20 protein-coding genes and 1 pseudogene are annotated in these 16,990 nt (G+C 67.7%); 12 read left to right on the top strand and 9 right to left on the bottom strand.

Annotation, left to right across the window (positions count from 1 at the left end; all coding sequences use genetic code 11):
• The first annotated feature begins 79 nt into the window (after positions 1-79).
• From AC5Y43_RS14745 to AC5Y43_RS14735, 3 genes are read left to right on the top strand one after another with little or no spacing between them, the layout of a single operon-like run.
• Positions 80-388 (top strand): metal-sensitive transcriptional regulator, encoded by a 309-nt coding sequence (locus tag AC5Y43_RS14745; protein WP_499973590.1) that lies wholly within the window; start codon positions 80-82, stop codon positions 386-388.
• A gap of 32 nt (positions 389-420) precedes the next feature.
• Positions 421-1,035: a mycothiol-dependent nitroreductase Rv2466c family protein gene (locus AC5Y43_RS14740; protein WP_499973589.1), complete on the top strand. Its 615-nt coding sequence runs from the start codon at positions 421-423 to the stop codon at positions 1,033-1,035.
• 25 nt (positions 1,036-1,060) lie between these two features.
• A complete protein-coding gene (locus AC5Y43_RS14735; protein ID WP_499973587.1) occupies positions 1,061-1,471 on the top strand; it encodes a DUF302 domain-containing protein in 411 nt (136 codons plus the stop codon).
• A gap of 10 nt (positions 1,472-1,481) precedes the next feature.
• Here the strand turns inward: AC5Y43_RS14735 and AC5Y43_RS14730 are convergent, their stop codons facing one another.
• Positions 1,482-1,655 (bottom strand): hypothetical protein, encoded by a 174-nt coding sequence (locus tag AC5Y43_RS14730; RefSeq protein WP_499973586.1) that lies wholly within the window; start codon positions 1,653-1,655, stop codon positions 1,482-1,484.
• Between the two features lie 76 nt (positions 1,656-1,731).
• Between AC5Y43_RS14730 and AC5Y43_RS14725 the strand changes: the two genes are divergently transcribed.
• Positions 1,732-2,187: a MaoC family dehydratase gene (locus tag AC5Y43_RS14725; RefSeq protein WP_499973585.1), complete on the top strand. Its 456-nt coding sequence runs from the start codon at positions 1,732-1,734 to the stop codon at positions 2,185-2,187.
• Between the two features lie 33 nt (positions 2,188-2,220).
• On the opposite strand, the gene AC5Y43_RS14720 is transcribed toward AC5Y43_RS14725, so the two are convergent.
• The gene (locus tag AC5Y43_RS14720; protein WP_499973584.1) at positions 2,221-2,922 is read right to left on the bottom strand and encodes a GAF and ANTAR domain-containing protein; all 702 of its coding nucleotides are present in this window, start codon (positions 2,920-2,922) and stop codon (positions 2,221-2,223) included.
• A 103-nt stretch (positions 2,923-3,025) separates the two neighbouring features.
• Between AC5Y43_RS14720 and AC5Y43_RS14715 the strand changes: the two genes are divergently transcribed.
• Positions 3,026-3,919: a manganese catalase family protein gene (locus AC5Y43_RS14715; RefSeq protein ID WP_499973582.1), complete on the top strand. Its 894-nt coding sequence runs from the start codon at positions 3,026-3,028 to the stop codon at positions 3,917-3,919.
• A 16-nt stretch (positions 3,920-3,935) separates the two neighbouring features.
• Here the strand turns inward: AC5Y43_RS14715 and AC5Y43_RS14710 are convergent.
• Positions 3,936-4,521 (bottom strand): annotated as a pseudogene (locus tag AC5Y43_RS14710) (hemerythrin domain-containing protein).
• A 147-nt stretch (positions 4,522-4,668) separates the two neighbouring features.
• Here AC5Y43_RS14710 and AC5Y43_RS14705 point away from each other — a divergent pair.
• A complete protein-coding gene (locus tag AC5Y43_RS14705) occupies positions 4,669-5,274 on the top strand; it encodes a GNAT family N-acetyltransferase (protein WP_499973581.1) in 606 nt (201 codons plus the stop codon).
• Positions 5,275-5,311: 37 nt separating this feature from the next.
• Positions 5,312-5,635, top strand: a complete 324-nt coding sequence (locus AC5Y43_RS14700; protein ID WP_499973580.1) for a hypothetical protein — start codon at positions 5,312-5,314, stop codon at positions 5,633-5,635.
• Between the two features lie 41 nt (positions 5,636-5,676).
• On the opposite strand, the gene AC5Y43_RS14695 is transcribed toward AC5Y43_RS14700, so the two are convergent.
• A complete protein-coding gene (locus tag AC5Y43_RS14695; protein WP_499973579.1) occupies positions 5,677-6,351 on the bottom strand; it encodes a TetR family transcriptional regulator in 675 nt (224 codons plus the stop codon).
• Between the two features lie 70 nt (positions 6,352-6,421).
• Here AC5Y43_RS14695 and AC5Y43_RS14690 point away from each other — a divergent pair, with 70 nt between their 5' ends.
• On the top strand, positions 6,422-7,495 hold the full coding sequence (locus AC5Y43_RS14690) for a ferredoxin reductase (protein WP_499973577.1): 1,074 nt from the start codon (positions 6,422-6,424) through the stop codon (positions 7,493-7,495).
• Positions 7,496-7,511: 16 nt separating this feature from the next.
• The gene (locus tag AC5Y43_RS14685) at positions 7,512-8,606 is read left to right on the top strand and encodes a fatty acid desaturase family protein (RefSeq protein ID WP_499973576.1); all 1,095 of its coding nucleotides are present in this window, start codon (positions 7,512-7,514) and stop codon (positions 8,604-8,606) included.
• A gap of 96 nt (positions 8,607-8,702) precedes the next feature.
• Here the strand turns inward: AC5Y43_RS14685 and AC5Y43_RS14680 are convergent, their stop codons facing one another.
• Positions 8,703-10,736, bottom strand: coding sequence for a fatty acid desaturase (locus tag AC5Y43_RS14680; RefSeq protein ID WP_499973575.1), 2,034 nt, complete (start codon positions 10,734-10,736; stop codon positions 8,703-8,705).
• 107 nt (positions 10,737-10,843) lie between these two features.
• On the opposite strand from AC5Y43_RS14680, the gene AC5Y43_RS14675 reads away from it, so the two are divergent.
• Positions 10,844-12,097 (top strand): PucR family transcriptional regulator, encoded by a 1,254-nt coding sequence (locus AC5Y43_RS14675; RefSeq protein WP_499973573.1) that lies wholly within the window; start codon positions 10,844-10,846, stop codon positions 12,095-12,097.
• 4 nt (positions 12,098-12,101) lie between these two features.
• On the opposite strand, the gene AC5Y43_RS14670 is transcribed toward AC5Y43_RS14675, so the two are convergent.
• Positions 12,102-13,205 carry a DUF1214 domain-containing protein gene (locus AC5Y43_RS14670; protein WP_499973572.1) on the bottom strand — a complete coding sequence of 368 codons (1,104 nt, stop codon included), beginning with the start codon at positions 13,203-13,205 and terminating at the stop codon, positions 12,102-12,104.
• Complete coding sequence (locus AC5Y43_RS14665; protein ID WP_499973571.1) at positions 13,202-13,777, bottom strand: TetR/AcrR family transcriptional regulator; 576 nt, start codon at positions 13,775-13,777, stop codon at positions 13,202-13,204. The genes AC5Y43_RS14670 and AC5Y43_RS14665 overlap by 4 nt, the downstream gene beginning before the upstream one ends.
• 28 nt (positions 13,778-13,805) lie before the next feature.
• Here AC5Y43_RS14665 and AC5Y43_RS14660 point away from each other — a divergent pair, with 28 nt between their 5' ends.
• Both AC5Y43_RS14660 and AC5Y43_RS14655 read left to right on the top strand, forming a co-directional pair.
• Positions 13,806-15,050 carry a sulfotransferase family protein gene (locus tag AC5Y43_RS14660; protein WP_499973570.1) on the top strand — a complete coding sequence of 415 codons (1,245 nt, stop codon included), beginning with the start codon at positions 13,806-13,808 and terminating at the stop codon, positions 15,048-15,050.
• Positions 15,051-15,077: 27 nt separating this feature from the next.
• Entirely contained in the window at positions 15,078-15,974 is an 897-nt protein-coding gene (locus tag AC5Y43_RS14655; RefSeq protein ID WP_499973568.1) for an alpha/beta fold hydrolase, read from the top strand.
• 75 nt (positions 15,975-16,049) lie between these two features.
• On the opposite strand, the gene AC5Y43_RS14650 is transcribed toward AC5Y43_RS14655, so the two are convergent.
• On the bottom strand, positions 16,050-16,262 hold the full coding sequence (locus AC5Y43_RS14650; RefSeq protein ID WP_499973567.1) for a TOBE domain-containing protein: 213 nt from the start codon (positions 16,260-16,262) through the stop codon (positions 16,050-16,052).
• A 39-nt stretch (positions 16,263-16,301) separates the two neighbouring features.
• Complete coding sequence (locus AC5Y43_RS14645; protein WP_499973566.1) at positions 16,302-16,913, bottom strand: TetR/AcrR family transcriptional regulator; 612 nt, start codon at positions 16,911-16,913, stop codon at positions 16,302-16,304.
• Positions 16,914-16,990: the final 77 nt, after the last annotated feature.

Genomic DNA, 16,990 nt, shown 5'->3' with positions numbered 1-16,990 from the left:
CCTTCGTGGCCCGGCGATCGAGTCGACGAGGACTCGCGACCACGAGTGTATACCCAACGGGGTATGGTATAAAGAAGTCATGGCGATCGAAGGTAACGGCAGCAGAGCGCGCAAGGCCCAGGGTGTCGGGCACGACCCGGGAGACGTCGAGGGTGTCCTCACCCGATTGCGGCGGGCGCACGGTCAGCTCGGGGGTGTCATCTCGATGATCGAGCAGGGTCGCAGCTGCAAAGACGTGCTCACCCAGCTGGCTGCGGTGTCGAAGGCCCTGGATCGTGCGGGCTTCAAGATCATCGCATCCGGCCTGCGTGACTGCATCACGCGAACCGAGGATCAGCCAGCCGTTTCCATCGATGAGCTGGAAAAACTGTTTTTGAGCCTGGCCTGATTGGCCCGGCTGCCGAGGAAGGGGAGGGCCAGATGTCCCCCATCGAGACCGGTCGGACCGGACGGGCGGTCACGCTGTGGCTGGACCCCGTGTGTCCGTTCTCGTGGAATACCGCACGTTGGCTGCGCGGGGTCGCCGAGACGACCGACATGGCGCTCGATTGGCAGCTGATGAGCCTCGCGGTCCTCAACGAGGGGCGAGAACTGCCACCCGCGCAGCAAGCCCGGATGCGCGATTCGCAACAGATCGGCCGGCTGATGGCCGCCGTCGCGCGCGAGTCCGGCGAAGCCGGATGGATCGCCGCGTACTTCGCCTTCGGCGAGCGATACTTCGACCGTTCGGAACCCGTCAGCGCCGACCTCGTCGCGCACGTCCTGGTGACCGCGGGGGTGCGTGGCGCCGCGGCGGCGGCGGTTTCGGACGCATCCCTGGACGACTTCATCCGGAACCAGCACGAGGCGGGGCAGTCCGCGCTCGGTGAAACCGGGGGTAGTCCGATACTGCGGATAGGCCAACACACCTTCTTCGGGCCGGTGCTCACCGCGTTGCCGGCCGCGGAGGACGGGCCCGCTCTGTTCGATGCGGTCGCGACTTTGGCCGCAACTCCGCAGTTCGCACAGCTGCAACGACCGCGCACCGCGGCCTAGTACGGCGCTGAAAAGAGGAGGAAACATGACATCGGCGACATCGGCGTTGAGCACCACGCTGCACACCTCATTCGAGGATGCCGTGGAGCAAACCACAAAAGCACTGGCGGATCAGGGCTTTGGCGTGCTGACCTCGATCGACGTGAAAGCTACACTCAAGCAGAAGCTCGGCGAGGATATGGAGAACTATCTCATCCTTGGTGCCTGCAATCCGACGCTCGCGCACCGCGCGCTGGGCATCCACCGCCAGATCGGTCAGTTATTGCCATGCAACGTGGTGGTTCGTTCCGATCCCGCCGGCGGCGCCGATGCGGTTCTGATCGAGGCGATGGATCCCCAACTCATGGTCAAGGTGACCGGCGAGCAAGCGGGTCTGCAGGACGTCGCCGATGAGGCCAGCGCGAAGCTGCGGGCCGCCATCGGCGCACTCGGCTAACCGGGCGACGCTAGCCGCGTTCACTGCGCGCCTCGGCGCCCGTTTCGCCGGCGTCGATGGCGTCGTCGGGCCCGGTAGCGCCGACATAGGTACCGTCATCGTCTCCCTCCGAGGCGCGTGACCGCGTCTGGTGCACATCGGGTTCGACGTCGGGTTCGGCCTTGTGGCCCTTGGGTTCAGGCATGCAGTGGGGGGTTCCCGCGACGGTCGTTGCCAAACCAGCCCGGAGCCCCCGACAAACGCCCGCTATCGTTACCCGAATGCGCACCTTCGAATCAGTAGCCGAGCTCGCCGCGGCCGCGGGCGAGACCATCGGGCAGAGCGACTGGGTGACCATCACCCAGGAAGACGTCAACCTTTTCGCCGACGCGACCGGGGACCACCAGTGGATTCACGTCGACCCCGAGCGTGCGGCCGCCGGCCCGTTCGGCACGACCATCGCCCACGGGTACATGACGTTGGCGCTGCTGCCGCGGCTGCAGCACGACATGTACACGGTCAAGGGCATCAGGCTCGCAATCAACTACGGGCTCAACAAGGTTCGCTTTCCCGCCCCGGTACCCGTCGGCTCCCGGGTGCGCGCCCAGAGCTCGTTGGTCAGTGTCGACGACGTGGGCGACGGCGCGGTGCAGGCGACCGTGTCGACCACCGTCGAGATCGACGGTTCGCCCAAGCCGGCGTGTGTGGCGGAGAGCATCGTTCGCTACATCACGTAAGGCAGTGCCACAGGCCGGTATTCGCAGTGCGGGTCAGGCTTGGGCGCGGGTGTCGATGACCTGCTGGGCGATGTCGATCAGCTTGCTCTGGCTCTCCTGGGACAGCCGGCGCAGCAACTCGAACGCGCGCACCTCGTCGACGCCGTAGCGCTCCATGACGATGCCCTTGGCCTGACCGATGCGGTCCCGCGAGGACAGCGCCGACTGCATCTGTTCGCCGTGTCGTCCGGCCATGACCGCCGCGGCGGCGTGTGCGGCGAACACGGTCCCGATGGTCTCGGCTTCGGTATCCCACGCACCGGCGCGGAAGCTGAACAGGTTCAGCGCGCCTGCCGTCTGCTCCGCGGTGTACAGCTTGAATGACAGGCTGCCCAGCACGCCGTGCTGCACGGCCGCCGGGGAGTATTTACGCCACCGCGCCTCGGTGCGCATGTCGTCCGAGCGCACGATCGTGTCCTTCGTCAAAGCGGCGTCGGCGCAAGGCCCTTCGCCGAAGTCGTGCTGCAGCCTGTCGAGCTTGCCGACCAGGCTGTCGGTGTCGGCGACGGATTCGAAATCGCCGCCCTTTTTCACGAGCAGCACTCCCGCGACATCCGCGCCGGGTATCAGTTCCACCGCGGTGGCCGTCACATCGGCAAGCAGCCGGTCGAGGCTACGGGGGGCGGCGATCTCGCGGGCGAGCTCGGCCATCCGCACGGCGAGTTCGTGCTGGATACCGGGGTCTGACAATTCCATGGGTTTGGCCTCCTCCCGGCGACGGGCGTCGCCAGGTTTGGTCACATCCCCCTCGGGTACCCGCCGCCGATCAGGACTAACTCGACGCGCTAGGACGGCATCAATGTTCGTACACAACAAAGACCTTCAATTCGAGGTCCGGGTCAGCCAGCCCGACGCCCGGTTCGCCACCCTGCTGCAGGAGCAGTTCGGCGGCGCCAACGGCGAGCTCAAGGCCGCCATGCAGTACTTCACCCAGGCATTCGTGCTGCGCGAAAAGAACCCCAAGATGTACGACCTGTTCATGGATATCGCGACCGAGGAACTCAGCCACCTGGAAATGGTGGGGTCGATGATCACCATGTTGCTCGACGGACTCAACGACAACCTGAAGATCGCCAACGAGGCGTGCGACTGGATGCCCGCGGTCGCCAGTGCCGACGGCCGCGACCAGTTGATCCATCAAGTTGCGGTGAACCCGCTGTATCTCGCGCTGAACGGGGGCAGCCCGGACGTCAGCAACTCGCAGGGCGTGCCGTGGATGGGCTCCTATGTCAATGCCAACGGCGATCCCGCGGTGGATCTGCGCAGCAACCTGGCCGCCGAATCGCGGGCGAAGATCGTCTACGAGTACCTCAAACAGTTCACCGATGATCCCGGTGTACAGGACACCCTGACCTTCTTGATGACGCGCGAGGTGGCGCACTACCAGCAGTTCACCGCAGCGCTCAACGAGCTCCCGGTGAACTTCCCGCCTGGGCAGTTGCCGGGCGACCCGCGCTTCCAGAACGTGGCGTTCAACATGTCCAACGGCGGGGAATCGGTTCGCGGTCCGTGGAACCAGGGGCAGGGGCCGTGGCCCGAGGGCATGGAATGGGAGTACGTGGAGAAGCCGGAACAGCAGTGGCTGCAGGCCGCCACCCGCCAGAACAAGGGCGCGGAGGAGAATCCGGGTGGCTCACCGGCCGTCGCGGCCGAGAAGCCGTTCACTCACGAACAACACACGCCCACAGGCTAATTGGAACGCGGCAGGGTCAGCGCGTTTGCGGATCCGGCGGGTTGTCCTTGTCGCGACCGGTCACTGCGTCGCGCACATGGTCGACGACCGCGGCGCCCATTCCCACGGTCTTGAGCACGGTCGCGTTGGGTGGTGTGTCCGGATGCGGCCGCGTCGGCGCCAGTTTCTTTCCGGCTTCCAACTTCTCGCCGATCTTCTCCAGCTCCTCGCGGCTGATCCCCGCCTCGACCTGCGGCCAGACCACTTCCTGCTCATAGGCGATGTGTTCACGGGCGGCCTTGACGAACTCCTCGAGCGCCGCGTGGTAGCCGGGCTCGCCGGGCTTGCCGTCCTCGAGCCGCTGCAGCAGTTTCTTGCCGGCCTGCTCCTGCTCGATTGCCTTGTCCGCCAGCCCATCACCGTTCTCGAGCGCTTTTCGCACCGCCGGCCAGAAGATACTGCTCCTCGATCGCCTCGTGCTGAGACTCGGCGATGACGAGGTTGTTAACCATGGTTTCCAGGCCACTGCTGTGGGCGCCCGGGCCCGACGGCGCCCCGTCTAGGGTCTCCAGCATGCCCAGGACGCTCTTGTGGTCCTGACGAAGAAACGTGATCGCGTCCATGCCTTGCCTTCCCGTTGCGCCCGTCGCTCGAAATGGCCTGCGGGTACCCGGGGCCGGGGCATCGAAACGGGCGGCCCACCAGGTCGATAGTGCCGCCCCGCAGCGCCCCGCTTCGCCGGGCTCGCGATCGGCACTAGCCTGACGGGGGTGGCCCCCCGGTCGCGCCCGTCGCGCAAAGCCGATATCCGCGAGCTGTCACGCACCCTGGGCAGGGCGTTTTACGACGACCCGGTGATGACCTGGCTGCTACCCGACGACCGGGCGCGCACCGCGCACCTTTCCCGGTTGTTCGCCACGATGACGCGCCACCACCATCTGGGCCGCGGCGGCGTGGAAGTGGCCTGCGACGGGGCGGGCATCGGCGCGGCGGCGCTGTGGGATCCGCCGAACCAATGGCGGGAAAGCCGGCGCGGACAGCTCGCGATGACCCCGACCTTCCTGCGGGTTTTCGGCCTGCGGTCCATGCGCGGACGCGCCGTGCAGGAACTGATGAAGCGCGCGCACCCCGAAGAGCCGCACTGGTATCTGGCGGTGATCGGTAGCGACCCGGGCGTGCGCGGCATGGGCTTCGGCCAGGCGTTGATGCGATCGCGGTTGGACCGCTGCGACGCCGAATACTGTCCGGCGTATCTCGAGTCGTCCAAACCCGAAAACGTCCCGTATTACGAGCGTTTCGGCTTCACCGTCACGCGCGAGCTGCACTTGCCCGACGGCGGCCCGACGATGTGGGCGATGTGGCGAGCGCCCCGGTAACGGTTTTAAGAGCCGGGCGTCGGGGCAACCGTTGCGTATGTCTATCGAAAACGGCCCCGGCGACACGCTGAACCCGAGCGAAGGCACCGACTCCGACGAGGTGCGCAACGACGACGGCGACATCGTCGTCGACCCGCCCGACAGCTGGAGCGAGGCCGACCGGTTCGGGATGACGGCACGCGAAGCGCGCGAAGGCGAGTCCCTCGACGCTCGGCTGGCCGAGGAGGAGCCGGACGTGTCCGCCCGCGCGGCCGGGGAGGCCGACGACGGCGGCCCGCGGCGCGCCCACCGGGGCCAGATCGACGGCACCCCCGAAGACGGGGACTCGCTGTACGACGTCATAGACGAGCAAGCCGAGTAATCAGTGTTCGGCTGTTCACTCCGCGAACGGCCTGAGCCCCCCTAGGGAGCGCTCCGCCAGCCGGCGATGCCGATGGCGATCATCCGCAACTGCTTGACCGCGATCCGCCGGATGTCCTCGAGCGCCTCGGCGCTCTGCGCGTCCTCGATCGCCTCGGCGATGACGATCATCGCGTTGACGAACAGCGTCGCCAGGACGTTGAGGTCCTCGGTGCTCCACGCGCTCAGACCCGGGAAGCGGGCCAGGTCGGTGGCCAGCTCGGAGGTGATCAGCCGGATCTCGGTGCGGATGGCGTAGCGCAGCACGCTGACCCCGCTGTTGCGCTCGCGGGCGATCAGGCGCCAATGTTCGCGCCGGTCGGCGACGCTGGCGACCAAGATCTCGACCGACGACTCGATCACCCGGTTCGGGTCGAGCTTGCCGGCGCGTGCCTCGCGCAGGGTGTCGCGCAGGCTGCGGAACGACTCGTCGATCAATACCAGCCCCAAGGCCTCCATCGACTCGAAGTGGCGGTAGAAGGCCGCGGGGACGATCCCGACCTCCCTGGTCACCTCGCGCAGGCTCAAGCCGCCGAAGCTGCGGTCCTGCAGCAGCTTGAGCGCGGCGGCGATGATGGCCCGCCGGGTTGCCTCCTTGCGCTGCTCGCGCGACAGGCTCTCGCGCGAGCGCTCCCGGCCCGACCGATGCGCCCGTGAACTAGGAGTACGGCTGTTCACTGTGTGAACCCTACCACAAACCGGTAGTAAACCCTTGACTACCTGCGGTGTGCCGACGCACGGTGTACATATGTTCACTCAGACTTTGACTCAGACACTGAGCAAGCGGGTCCTGGGCTCCAACCTGGTCGACCTGCTCACCGGGCCGCACGGCGTCGACCGCTACACCGAGCTCGTCGCACCCACCTGGACGTCCGGCGACGCCCGCGCGAAGGTCGTCGACGTGCGGCGCGCCACCCCGCGCAGCGTCACCCTGACGCTCGCCCCCAACGAGGCATTCCGCTCCCGCTACACCGTGACGGCCGGTCAGCACGTCAACCTCACCGTCGACATCGACGGCCGCCGGCACACCCGCTGCTACTCGCCGGCCAACGCAGAGGGCGGCGACCACCTCGAGCTGACGATCGGCCGCCACGACGGCGGGCTGGTGTCGGGCCACCTGTACGAGCGGGCCCGTCGCGGCATGGTGGTCGGGCTGGACGGCGTCGGCGGCGACTTCGTGTTGCCGGCGGCGCGGCCCCGACGGATTCTGTTCGTCTCGGGCGGCAGCGGCATCACGCCCGTGCTGGCGATGCTGCGCACGCTGATCGCCGAGCGCCACCCGGGCGAGATCGCGTTCCTGCACTACGCCCGTTCACCCGAGGAGGCGTGCTACCGCGACGAGCTGGCCGCCATCCGCGGGGTGCGGGTGCTGCACGGGTTCACCCGTTCGGGTGCGGGTGACCTCTGCGGCCGCTTCGGGCCCGGCCACCTGGCCGCGGCCATGCCCGCACCCGACGCGGTGTTCGTCTGCGGGCCAACGCCTTTGGTAGAGACCGTGCGGGAGCACTGCGACAACGTGCACACCGAGAGCTTCGTGCCGCCGGTGCTCGACGCGCCGGCCAACCCGTCGGGCGGACGAATCACCTTCTCCGACAGCGGGATCGACGTCGTCGACGACGGCCGCTCCCTGCTCGAGCAGGCCGAAGCGGCCGGCCTGACGCCGCAGAACGGGTGCCGGATGGGCATCTGCCACACCTGCACCCGCCGCAAAACCTGCGGCACCGTCCGCAACCTGGTCACCGGCGCCGTCTCGACCACACCCGACGAGGACGTGCAGATCTGCGTGTCCGTCCCGGTCGGCGACGTCGACCTGTCCCTCTAGAAGGAGAGCAAGAGCCATGACAGACAACAAGATCACCCTGACCCCCACACAGGCCGAGGAATTCGGCCGCGAACTCGACGCCATCAGGGAACGCGTGATGGCCGACCTCGGCGAGATCGACGCCGACTACATCCGCCGGGTCATCAAGGCCCAGCGGGCGCTGGAGGTCGGCGGGCGCGCCCTGCTGTTCCTGCCGCCGGCCTGGCCGCTCGGCACCCTGATGCTGGGCGTGTCGAAGATCCTGGACAACATGGAGATCGGTCACAACATCATGCACGGCCAGTACGACTGGATGCGCGACCCGGCGATCTCCGGCCGCGCGTTCGAGTGGGACACGGCCTGCCCCGCCGACCAATGGCGGCACTCGCACAACTACATGCACCACACCCACACCAACATCGTGGGCATGGACCGCGACATCGGCTACGGCATCCTGCGGATGAGCGAGGACCAGCGCTGGACGCCGTACTTCCTCGGCAACCCGCTCTACGCCTTTTTGCTGATGGTGTTGTTCCAGTACGGCGTCGCGCTGCACGAGCTGGAAACCGAGCGGATCCGCTCCGGGGAGATCCGGCTCGCCGACAAGCGCGAGGTGCTGCGCGCGATCTGGAAGAAGACGCGCCGGCAGGCGCTCAAGGACTACGTCGCGTTCCCGCTGCTGGCCGGGCCGTTCGCCCCCTTCGTCTTTGCCGGGAACCTGTCGGCCAACCTGATGCGCAACGTGTGGTCGTACATGATCATCTTCTGCGGCCACTTCCCGGACGGGACCCAGGAATTCACCGTCGAGGAAACCAGGGACGAGTCGCGGGGCATGTGGTACTTCCGCCAGGTCCTCGGTTCGGCAAACCTGACCGGCGGCAAGCTGTTTCACCTGCTGTCGGGCAACCTGTCCCACCAGATCGAACACCACTTGTTCCCGGACATGCCCGCGCGCCGCTACGCCGAGATCGCGCCCGAGGTGCAGCGGATCTGCCGGCGCTACGGCATCCCCTACAACAAGGGACCCCTGCTGCGGCAGTTCGGCACCGTCGTGCGCAAGATCGTGAAGCTCAGCGTGCCGTCGAAGGAGCCCGCCGCCACTCCGGCGCCCGAACTGATCGCGGCGGCCTAAGCCTGCGTCGAGTCTGCGTACAGATCGCGTTTGGGGCCGGTGGAGTAGCGCTGGACGCAGTCTCGATGCGCTGGCCGCGATTCGCCGCGGCACGCGTCAGCCGTCGTAATCGACCCACACCGTGGGGCTGGTCGGATGGGCTTGGCAGGTAAGGACGTATCCGGCGGCTATTTCGGCGCTACCGAGTGCGAGGTTCTGCTCCATGCGCACCGTGCCGTCGAGTACTTTGGCCCGGCAGGTGCCGCAGGCACCGCCCATGCATGCGTACGGGGTGTCGTCACGAACCCGCAAGGCGCCCTCGAGGATGGTGTCGCCGGGGTGGAGATCGAACTTCGCATCCCGTCCGGACAGCGTGAAAGTCACTGCGGCCGGCCGGTAATCACGCCGGGCCTCGAGCAGCCCCGAGGCGGTCCCCTTCTCGAAGCCGGTAAACAGCTCCAGGTGCACCCGTTCCGGGTCGACCCCGTGGGCGATCAGCGTGTCACGGGCCTCGGTGCTCATCGCGGGTGGGCCGCACAAGAACCACTCGTCCACGCGGGCTGGCCGCAGCCTCGTCGTCAGCCACCGGTGAAGCTTCTCGGCGTCGATGCGGCCACACAACTCGGGGGTGTGCAGTGGGTCGTCGGACAACACGTCCACGATCGTCAGGCGATCCACAAACCGTGACCGCAGGCGGTCGAGTTCGGCCCGAAACATCGTCGACCGTTTGGTGCGGTTGCCGTAGACCAGCGTGAACCGGCTTTCGGCCTCGATCTCCAGAGCGGTCGTCAGGATCGACAGCACCGGTGCGATCCCGCTGCCCGCTGCCAGGCCCACGTAGTGCTTCCGGTGCGCCGGGTGCAGCGGCGTGCCGAAATGGCCGGTGGGGGTCATCAGCTCCAGCACGTCGCCGGCCTTGAGGTCCTCGGCGACAAATGTCGAAAACGCGCCACCGGGAATGTGTTTGACCGCGATCCGCAGCTGCTCCTGCGTCGCGGGCCCGCAGATCGAGTAGTTGCGCCGCGCCTTGTCGCCGCCGAAGCCGGTGCAGACCGTGACGTGTTGGCCCGCCCGAAAGCGGAACTGGCCGCGCAACTCGTCGGGGACCGCGAACTCGATCAAGGTGCTGTCGTCGGTGAGGTGGTCGACCGACGCGACCGCGATGGGGTGCGACACAGCGTGCGTCGGGATCGACCTCGCCGGCATCCGAACCGGCACCAGCCGCGCGAGTTTGCGGTTGAGCGCCTTCCACTCGCGAAACTCGGTCGGGTGCAGCTGCCGGCCGAAGACGGTGGCGATCGCGACCTGCCGCTCGAGGTATGCCGCCTCGTTGCGTTGCCACGTCTGCACGTAGCGGTAGAACGGCACCGACGGGTGCAGGTGGTGCACCAGGTGGTAGTTCTGCGACAACATCATCGGTGTGAACAGCCACTCCATCCCGACGCGGGCCCGGGTCGCGCGATAGCGGTCGGTGCGCTGGGTGGCCGCCAGCCCGTGATGGGGCAGCCAGTCGAACCACCATGCCAGGATGAAGATCCCGATGCGTTGCGGGATCAGAAAGACGACCGCGAGCGTCCACAATTTGCCGCCGACGATCGCCAGGGTCAGCCCCGTCGCGCTCAGGCCGAGCATCACCAGGGTCTCGGCGTTTTCGCTCGCCGGCCGGCTGCCCAGCCGGCGGATCAGGTAGTTCCCGTAGAACCCTTCGGCCAACGCCCACCGAAACGGCGCCTGCCATGCGGGGGTGTGCGACGCGAAGGTGTCGGGATCGTTGTCGTCGTCGTTGGCGTGCCGGTGGTGCTCGATGTGGATGAATTTGAACGACGGGAACGAAATGATCGGCACGACGAACACCCACGCCAGCCGCCCGATCAGTCCGTTCACCCGTCGCACGGTGCTGATCGAGTAGTGCACCGCGTCGTGCACGACGGTGAACATCGCGAAGGTGACCGCGGCGTTGACGGTAATCGTGACCCAGGCCGGAGTCACTCCCCGGGCATAGCCGATCGAGGACAGCACGAATGCCGCCAGCGCGGCGGCGAAGATCGCAAGCGTGGGCAACGCCAGCGCTGGTACCGACTCGCCGGGATCCGGCAGCGCCTGGCGAGCGGCGGTTCCTGACGCGTGGCTGTCTACATCGATGGTCGACATGCACACGCAACGTACCCAGCGCGCCGCCGCGCGGCCACGTCGCCGCCGGACCAACTCTGGCGGGATTGTTGTCTTTGGCGGACAACGACGCGGATTATTGTCTGGGGATGGTGGAAACGCGCCGCGCCAACGCCGCGGCGTCAATCGTGAATCGCCTCGGCGAGCGGCTCGACGAGTTGACCGACTCGGTGCGGCACACGTTGGTCAACGAGATCCCGGAGCTCGAGGGTGACTCCCAGCTGCAGGACCTGCTGCGAGACAACATCGAGCAGAACATCGACACGGCCTTCTCGACGATCCGCCACAACATTCCCATCGAGCACGTCGAGCCGCCGACGACGGCGCTGGAGTACGCGCGGCGACTGGCCCAACGCGGAGTGTCCGCGAATGCGTTGGTGCGGGCCTATCGACTCGGCCACCAGATCGTGCTGGACCGTGCCCTCGGCGAAACCCGCACCGCAAAACTGGATCCGCAACTGAGCCTGGATGTCTACGAGCACATCACCGTGGCATTGTTCACCTACGTCGACTGGATCACCCAGCAGGTGATCAGCACCTACCAGAGCGAACACGACCGCTGGCTGTCGAACCAAAATAGCGTTCGCACGGTGAAAGTTCACGAGCTTCTGGACGACGCCGACATCGACGTCGATGCGATGACCACCGCAATCGCGTACCCGCTCAAACGGATTCACTTGGCGGCCGTCGTTTGGTCTCGGCAGCCCGAGGGCGGCGACGAACTGCTGTTGATGGAGCGGTTCGTCCTGCAGTTGGCTCACTCGATCGGCGCTCAGGAGAGTTCGTTGTTCATCTCGGTGGATCGGCTGACCGGTTGGGCGTGGATCCCGCTGGCGGCGGAGGCCGCGGTGGACGCGGTCGCGCGGGCCCGCGCCTTCGTCGGCGCGCGAACCGATGGCCCCTGGATCACTCTGGGCAATCCGCTGCCCGGCGTCGAGGGTTTCCGCCGTTCGCACCGGCAGGCGCAAGACGCCCGCACCGTCGCGATTGCATCAGGCGCAAAAGCCCAACGAGTCACGGCGGCAAGCGATCCCGGCGTCACCACGGCGGCGTTGTTGGGCCACGACCTGGATGCGGCGCGCTCATGGGTGGGGGAGGTGCTCGGCCCGCTCGCGGCTCCGACCGACGGCGACGAGCGGCTTCGTGAGACCCTGCGCGTGTTCCTGCACTCCGGCTCGAGTTACAAAGCGGCCGCGGAAGAGCTACACCTGCATGTGAACTCGGTGAAGTATCGGGTCCACCGCGCGGTCGAGCGCCGTGGCCACCCGATCGGTGACGACCGGCTCGATATCGAAGTCGCGTTACTGCTCTGCCATTGGTATGGCGCGATGGTCCTCGGCTGAGTCGCTAACGCACGCCAGTTGGTGCTTCGGAGACTTTCACGAGTTTCACCTCGGGCCGCGCCGGCAGCCCGCCGGGCAAAAACCACCGGAAGGCGAGATTGCCCCGCGGATAGCCCAGCGTGGTCAGCGAATTCGGGTGCGCCGTCGGCCGGTTGGACAGCACGATGGTCACCGAGCCGTCCCCGTTGAGGACGGCGCTATGGCCATTGACCGAACAGCGTGCGTCGGCCGCGCCCACGGTGGCCATGAACTGGTTCCACACCACCATGTTCCAGAACCGGCACGCCGGCGGGCGGTGGGTGATGACCAGCGCCTCGTCGTCGTCGAGCACGAAACTGCCGTAGGAGTAACACGCGTCGCGCGCCGACCAGCCGAAGTTGGCGTCGGGCACCTGATAGGGATCGGCGAATTGGTTTGCCGCATGTGCGGTTTCGTGGCCGAGCGCATGCTGATCGTCGGCTCGGGTCCCCACCGCCAGCGGCACGATGGCGAACATGGTGCGCAGCCAGGTGGTGGCCGCCCGCAGGCTCGCGGCGGTTTCGGCGTCGCCGTGGCGGATCGGCTCCGGCACGTCGAGCGCCTCGATGCGCCACGAAACCGGCCGGCCGGTCAACGGGTCGGCCTGGTAGTCGCGCGTCATCAGCACGGCGGCGTCGGGGGTCGGGGGGAATTCGAAGCTGAAGTTGCCCTCGGCATCGATGTCGAGATCGGTGTCGCGGACGATCGCGACCACCCGGTCCGACCAGGCGCCGGGCGAGGGTTCGTTGTAGGAGGTCACCGAAAAGTACACGCTGTCACCGCGATTGCCGCTGACGCGGTAGCGCCGCCCCGGATCGACCGGGCACAGGTAGTAGTACGCATCGGTGTTGTCGCCGCCCCACCGGCGGTCGCGGCGAAACGGCGTGTTCACCGCGACGAACTGCGGACGGCCGGGTTCGGGGAACAGGTAGGCGTCCAGCGCGACGCCGAGCGTCGTGGCCAGGGTGCGGTAGCCGTCGGCGATGTGCCGGTCGTCGGTGACGGCGCGGTCGCCGTCGAGGAACGAGCGGTCGAGGCCGCCGAGGGTCTCGAGCAACTCTCGCCACGCGGCCGTCGATTCGTGTGTCATGCGCGGATTCCCTTCAGCAGCAACGTCGTCGTGCGATCGACCCAGGTCTCGCCGAGCGTGGCGCCCCGGGTGAGCATTGCGACCAGCGCAAGGCCGGCCACGGCCTCGGCGAGTTCGGCGGCGGTCACGTCGGGCCGCACGTCGCCCCTGGCGGTGGCGCGTTCCAGCCGCCCGGCCAGGCCGCCGGCGATGATCTCGGCGAACCGCTCCAGCAGCGCCGAATGCAGGGTCGGATCCGCCGCCATCTCGCCGACCAGCCCCGGCAGCGCCGCCCTGGCCGCCGGCGTCGTGAGAACCGCCATCGTGCGCCGTACCATCTCGCGCAGATCCCCGGGCAGCGAGCCGGTGTCGGGGATTTCGGTGGCCGCGCCGATCGGGAACACCGCCTCGTGCACGAGGTGCGCCTTGCTGGGCCAGCGCCGGTAGATCGCGGGCTTGCTGGTGCAGGCCCGCTCGGCGATGGCGGAGACCAACAGCCCCGCGTAGCCGGTCTCGGCGAGCAGGTCGACCGTCGCGCGCAGCACCGCGGCGTCGATACGCGGGTCACGGGGCCGGCCGAACTCAACAACCATTACGAAACTCAGAGTAACATAAGTCGCCGTGACCGATGTCGTTCGCCTGACCGACCTGGCCCAGCCGCAGTTCGGCGAAGGGGCCCAACAGATCCTGGACATGATGGCCGCGCTGGCCCCGGACTGCCCGCTGGACGCCGACGCGCTGCGCGCCAGGGCCAGCGCCGACACCGGCCTCACCGATTTCGGTCCCGACGACTACCGCGACCGCCTCGAGGTCTACCTCGCCGCGCTGCGCGACATCGACGGGCTGCACGCCGCCGGAGTGGTCAACTTCTACGGGCAGCTGCTGCAGCTGCTCAAGAACCGCCTTTTGCTCACCGACCTGCTGGCCCGCCACCCCGAGATCGACGACATCGCGCTGCAACCGCCGATCGTGATCGCCGGGCTGCCCCGCACCGGCACCACCCACCTGCACAACCTGCTGGCCGCGGCGCCCACCTTCCGCACCATGCCGTACTGGGAAAGCGTCGAGCCGTTCCCCTTGCCGTCTGAAGCCGGCCGGAGCGGGATCGAGCCGGATCCGCGGCGGGCCCGGATGGACGTCGCGGTCGGGGTGATCAACACCGTGATGCCGCATTTCCCGCTGATGCACGAGATGACCACCGACCACGTCCACGAAGAAATCCAACTGCTGGCCAACGACTTCTCGACGATGCTCTTCGAGACGCTGGCCGACGTGCCCCGCTGGCGCGACTACTACCAGGCCCACGACCAGACGCCGCACTACGAATACCTCGCCCGCCAACTCAGGGCCATGCAGTTCCTGCGCGGCGGCCGGCGCTGGCTGCTCAAGTCGCCCCAGCATCTCGAGCAGGTGCCGGTGCTGGATCGTGTCTTCCCGGGCAGCATCGTCGTGTTCACCCACCGCGACCCGGTCCCGGTGGCGTTGTCGATGATCGCGATGATCACCTACTCCGCGCGCATGCACCGCTCGCCCGTGCCGGTGCAGCGGATCGCGCAGTACTGGATCGACCGCCTCGAGGCGATGCTGACCGCCCTGGTCCGGGATCGCGACACCATCGGGCCCGAACGCTCGATCGACGTCCGCTTCGACGACTTCATGGCCGACGAACACGGCGTCGCCGAGCGCGTGTACGCGCTGGCCGGCGAACCGTTCACCGACGAGGCGCGCGCGGCGGTCACCGGCTACCTGGCCGGCCACCAACGCGGCCGGCTGGGAAACGTCGAGACTTCGCCCGAGATGTTCGGGTTGGGCCGCGACGCCCTGCGCGAGCGCTTCGCCCCGTACGTCGACCGGTTCCTGGCCTGACGCGCCGGTCCGCTACGTTTGCAAAGCATGGTCGCCATGCCCGCGCTGGACGGTGTCGAACACAGGTACGTCGAACTCGGGGACGGCGTGACGATCCACGTCGCCGACGCGGGGCCGGCGACCGGGCCGGCGGTGATGCTGGTGCACGGCTTTCCCCAAAACTGGTGGGAATGGCACGAATTGATCACTCCGCTGGCCGCCGACGGCTACCGGGTGCTGTGCCCCGACCTGCGCGGCGCTGGCTGGAGTTCGGCGCCGCGGTCCCGATACCTCAAAAACGACATGGCCGACGACCTGGCCGCGGTCCTGGACCGGTTGGGGGTCGCGACCGTCAAGCTGGCCGCGCACGACTGGGGCGGGCCGGTGGCGTTCACGATGCTGCTGCGCCACCCGGAAAAGGTCACCGGGTTCTTCGGCATGAACACCTCCGCGCCGTGGGCCAAGCCCGACATCAGGCTGCTGCGCAACATCTGGCGGTTCTGGTACCAAATCCCGATCGCCGTGCCGGTGATCGGCCCGCGGGTCGTCGGCGACCCCAAGGCCCGGTTCTATCGCCTGCTGTCGTCGTGGATCGGCGGGGATTACCTGGTGCCGGAGGACGACGTGCGGTTCTACGTCGAGTGCATGCGCGAGCCGGGGCACGCGCTGGCCGGCTCCCGCTGGTATCGCACCTTTTTGAGCACCGAGGTGTTCCGCTGGCTGCGCGGCGAATACGACGACGTCCGCGTCGACGTCCCGGTCCGCTGGCTCAGCGGCACCAAGGATCCGGTGCTCACGCTGGATCTCCTGGACGGATATGCCGACCGCATCAGCGATTTCGCGGTCGAGGTGGTCGAGGGCGCCGGCCACTGGATCGTCGAGGAGCGGCCCGACTTAGTGCTCGACCGGCTGCGCGCCTTCCTGCGCACCGAAAGCCCCACCTAATGCCGCGAAAGTGCAACTGGCAACGCATAACCCGAGTGACGGCGTCGGTAGTAGCACTCTCGCGGCGGGACGGGGTCACTCCACGCCGATGGTGACCTCGGTCGACTTGATGAACACGGTCGCGGGCTGACCGACCTTCAGCCCGAGTTCGGATGCGGCGTCCTTGGTGACCGACGACGTGACGACCTGGTCGCCACCGTCGAGCTTGACCTTCACGATCGCCATCACGCTGCCGAGGTCGACCTCGGTGATGGTTCCGGTGAGCTGATTTCGGGTCGAGAGCCGCATCGCGAGATCCTCCAAGCAGTCGAGGCGTTTGCGATGAGCCTAATGTCGCGGACCCAGCAGGGCTACGGACGCGTCCACGGCCGGCTCGACGATTTCGCGGACGGGCCTGCCGTCCTCGACGGCCAGCGCGGTCAGCTCGCGCAGCCCACCCAGCAGGACGACGGCCAGCGGCGCGGTCAACGGCGGCAGGTCCGCACGCCGGAATCCCGGGCTGGCGCTGAGGTCGATCAGCAGGCTGGACAACAGCTGCAGCCCGCTGCGCTGGGCCGGGCGGGCCACGGCCCCCAGCGAGGGGAGCTCACGAATCCAGCTCAGGGTGATGGCCGGGCGGGCCTCGATGTGCCCGACGTAGGCCTCGACGGCCTGACGAATCTGGTGATGCCAGTCGGCGTCCGGATCGACTGCCGCGGCGATGCTTTCGCCGAGCCTCTCGATGTCGGCGCGCAGCAGCTCCAGGAAGCAGTCTTCCTTGCTGGCGAACTGGTCGTAGAACGTGCGTTTGGAGGTGCGGGCGTGGCGGACGATGTCGGCGACGGTGCTGGCGCGGTAGCCCCGCTCACCGATCGAAGTGGCCAGCCCGTCGAGCAGCCGAAGCCGAAACGGATCGCCGAGGACCGCGTCGTCGGCCGCCGCCGTCACCGCTGTCGTCACCGCCCCGCGCCCCCTTCGGTCGAAGCCCGCGCCTTGTCAGAGCTGGTACCACAGAGTACCGTAACTGGAAAGGTTTT

It is taken from the genome of Mycobacterium sp. NGS57 (assembly GCF_059812405.1).
The sequence above is the reverse complement of the archived record's forward strand: the minus strand, read 5'-3'. Positions and strand labels throughout refer to the sequence as shown.

Coding starts and splice junctions, on each gene's coding strand:
- AC5Y43_RS14720 (WP_499973584.1), bottom strand. CDS start 2,922: ATGGAATTGTCAGACCCCGGTATCCAGCACGAACTCGCCGTGCGGATG.
- AC5Y43_RS14675 (WP_499973573.1), top strand. CDS start 10,844: ATGGTGGAAACGCGCCGCGCCAACGCCGCGGCGTCAATCGTGAATCGC.
- AC5Y43_RS14735 (WP_499973587.1), top strand. CDS start 1,061: ATGACATCGGCGACATCGGCGTTGAGCACCACGCTGCACACCTCATTC.
- AC5Y43_RS14700 (WP_499973580.1), top strand. CDS start 5,312: ATGTCTATCGAAAACGGCCCCGGCGACACGCTGAACCCGAGCGAAGGC.
- AC5Y43_RS14670 (WP_499973572.1), bottom strand. CDS start 13,205: ATGACACACGAATCGACGGCCGCGTGGCGAGAGTTGCTCGAGACCCTC.
- AC5Y43_RS14725 (WP_499973585.1), top strand. CDS start 1,732: ATGCGCACCTTCGAATCAGTAGCCGAGCTCGCCGCGGCCGCGGGCGAG.
- AC5Y43_RS14685 (WP_499973576.1), top strand. CDS start 7,512: ATGACAGACAACAAGATCACCCTGACCCCCACACAGGCCGAGGAATTC.
- AC5Y43_RS14680 (WP_499973575.1), bottom strand. CDS start 10,736: ATGTCGACCATCGATGTAGACAGCCACGCGTCAGGAACCGCCGCTCGC.
- AC5Y43_RS14690 (WP_499973577.1), top strand. CDS start 6,422: ATGTTCACTCAGACTTTGACTCAGACACTGAGCAAGCGGGTCCTGGGC.
- AC5Y43_RS14715 (WP_499973582.1), top strand. CDS start 3,026: ATGTTCGTACACAACAAAGACCTTCAATTCGAGGTCCGGGTCAGCCAG.
- AC5Y43_RS14650 (WP_499973567.1), bottom strand. CDS start 16,262: ATGCGGCTCTCGACCCGAAATCAGCTCACCGGAACCATCACCGAGGTC.
- AC5Y43_RS14740 (WP_499973589.1), top strand. CDS start 421: ATGTCCCCCATCGAGACCGGTCGGACCGGACGGGCGGTCACGCTGTGG.
- AC5Y43_RS14665 (WP_499973571.1), bottom strand. CDS start 13,777: ATGGTTGTTGAGTTCGGCCGGCCCCGTGACCCGCGTATCGACGCCGCG.
- AC5Y43_RS14730 (WP_499973586.1), bottom strand. CDS start 1,655: ATGCCTGAACCCAAGGGCCACAAGGCCGAACCCGACGTCGAACCCGAT.
- AC5Y43_RS14745 (WP_499973590.1), top strand. CDS start 80: ATGGCGATCGAAGGTAACGGCAGCAGAGCGCGCAAGGCCCAGGGTGTC.
- AC5Y43_RS14655 (WP_499973568.1), top strand. CDS start 15,078: ATGGTCGCCATGCCCGCGCTGGACGGTGTCGAACACAGGTACGTCGAA.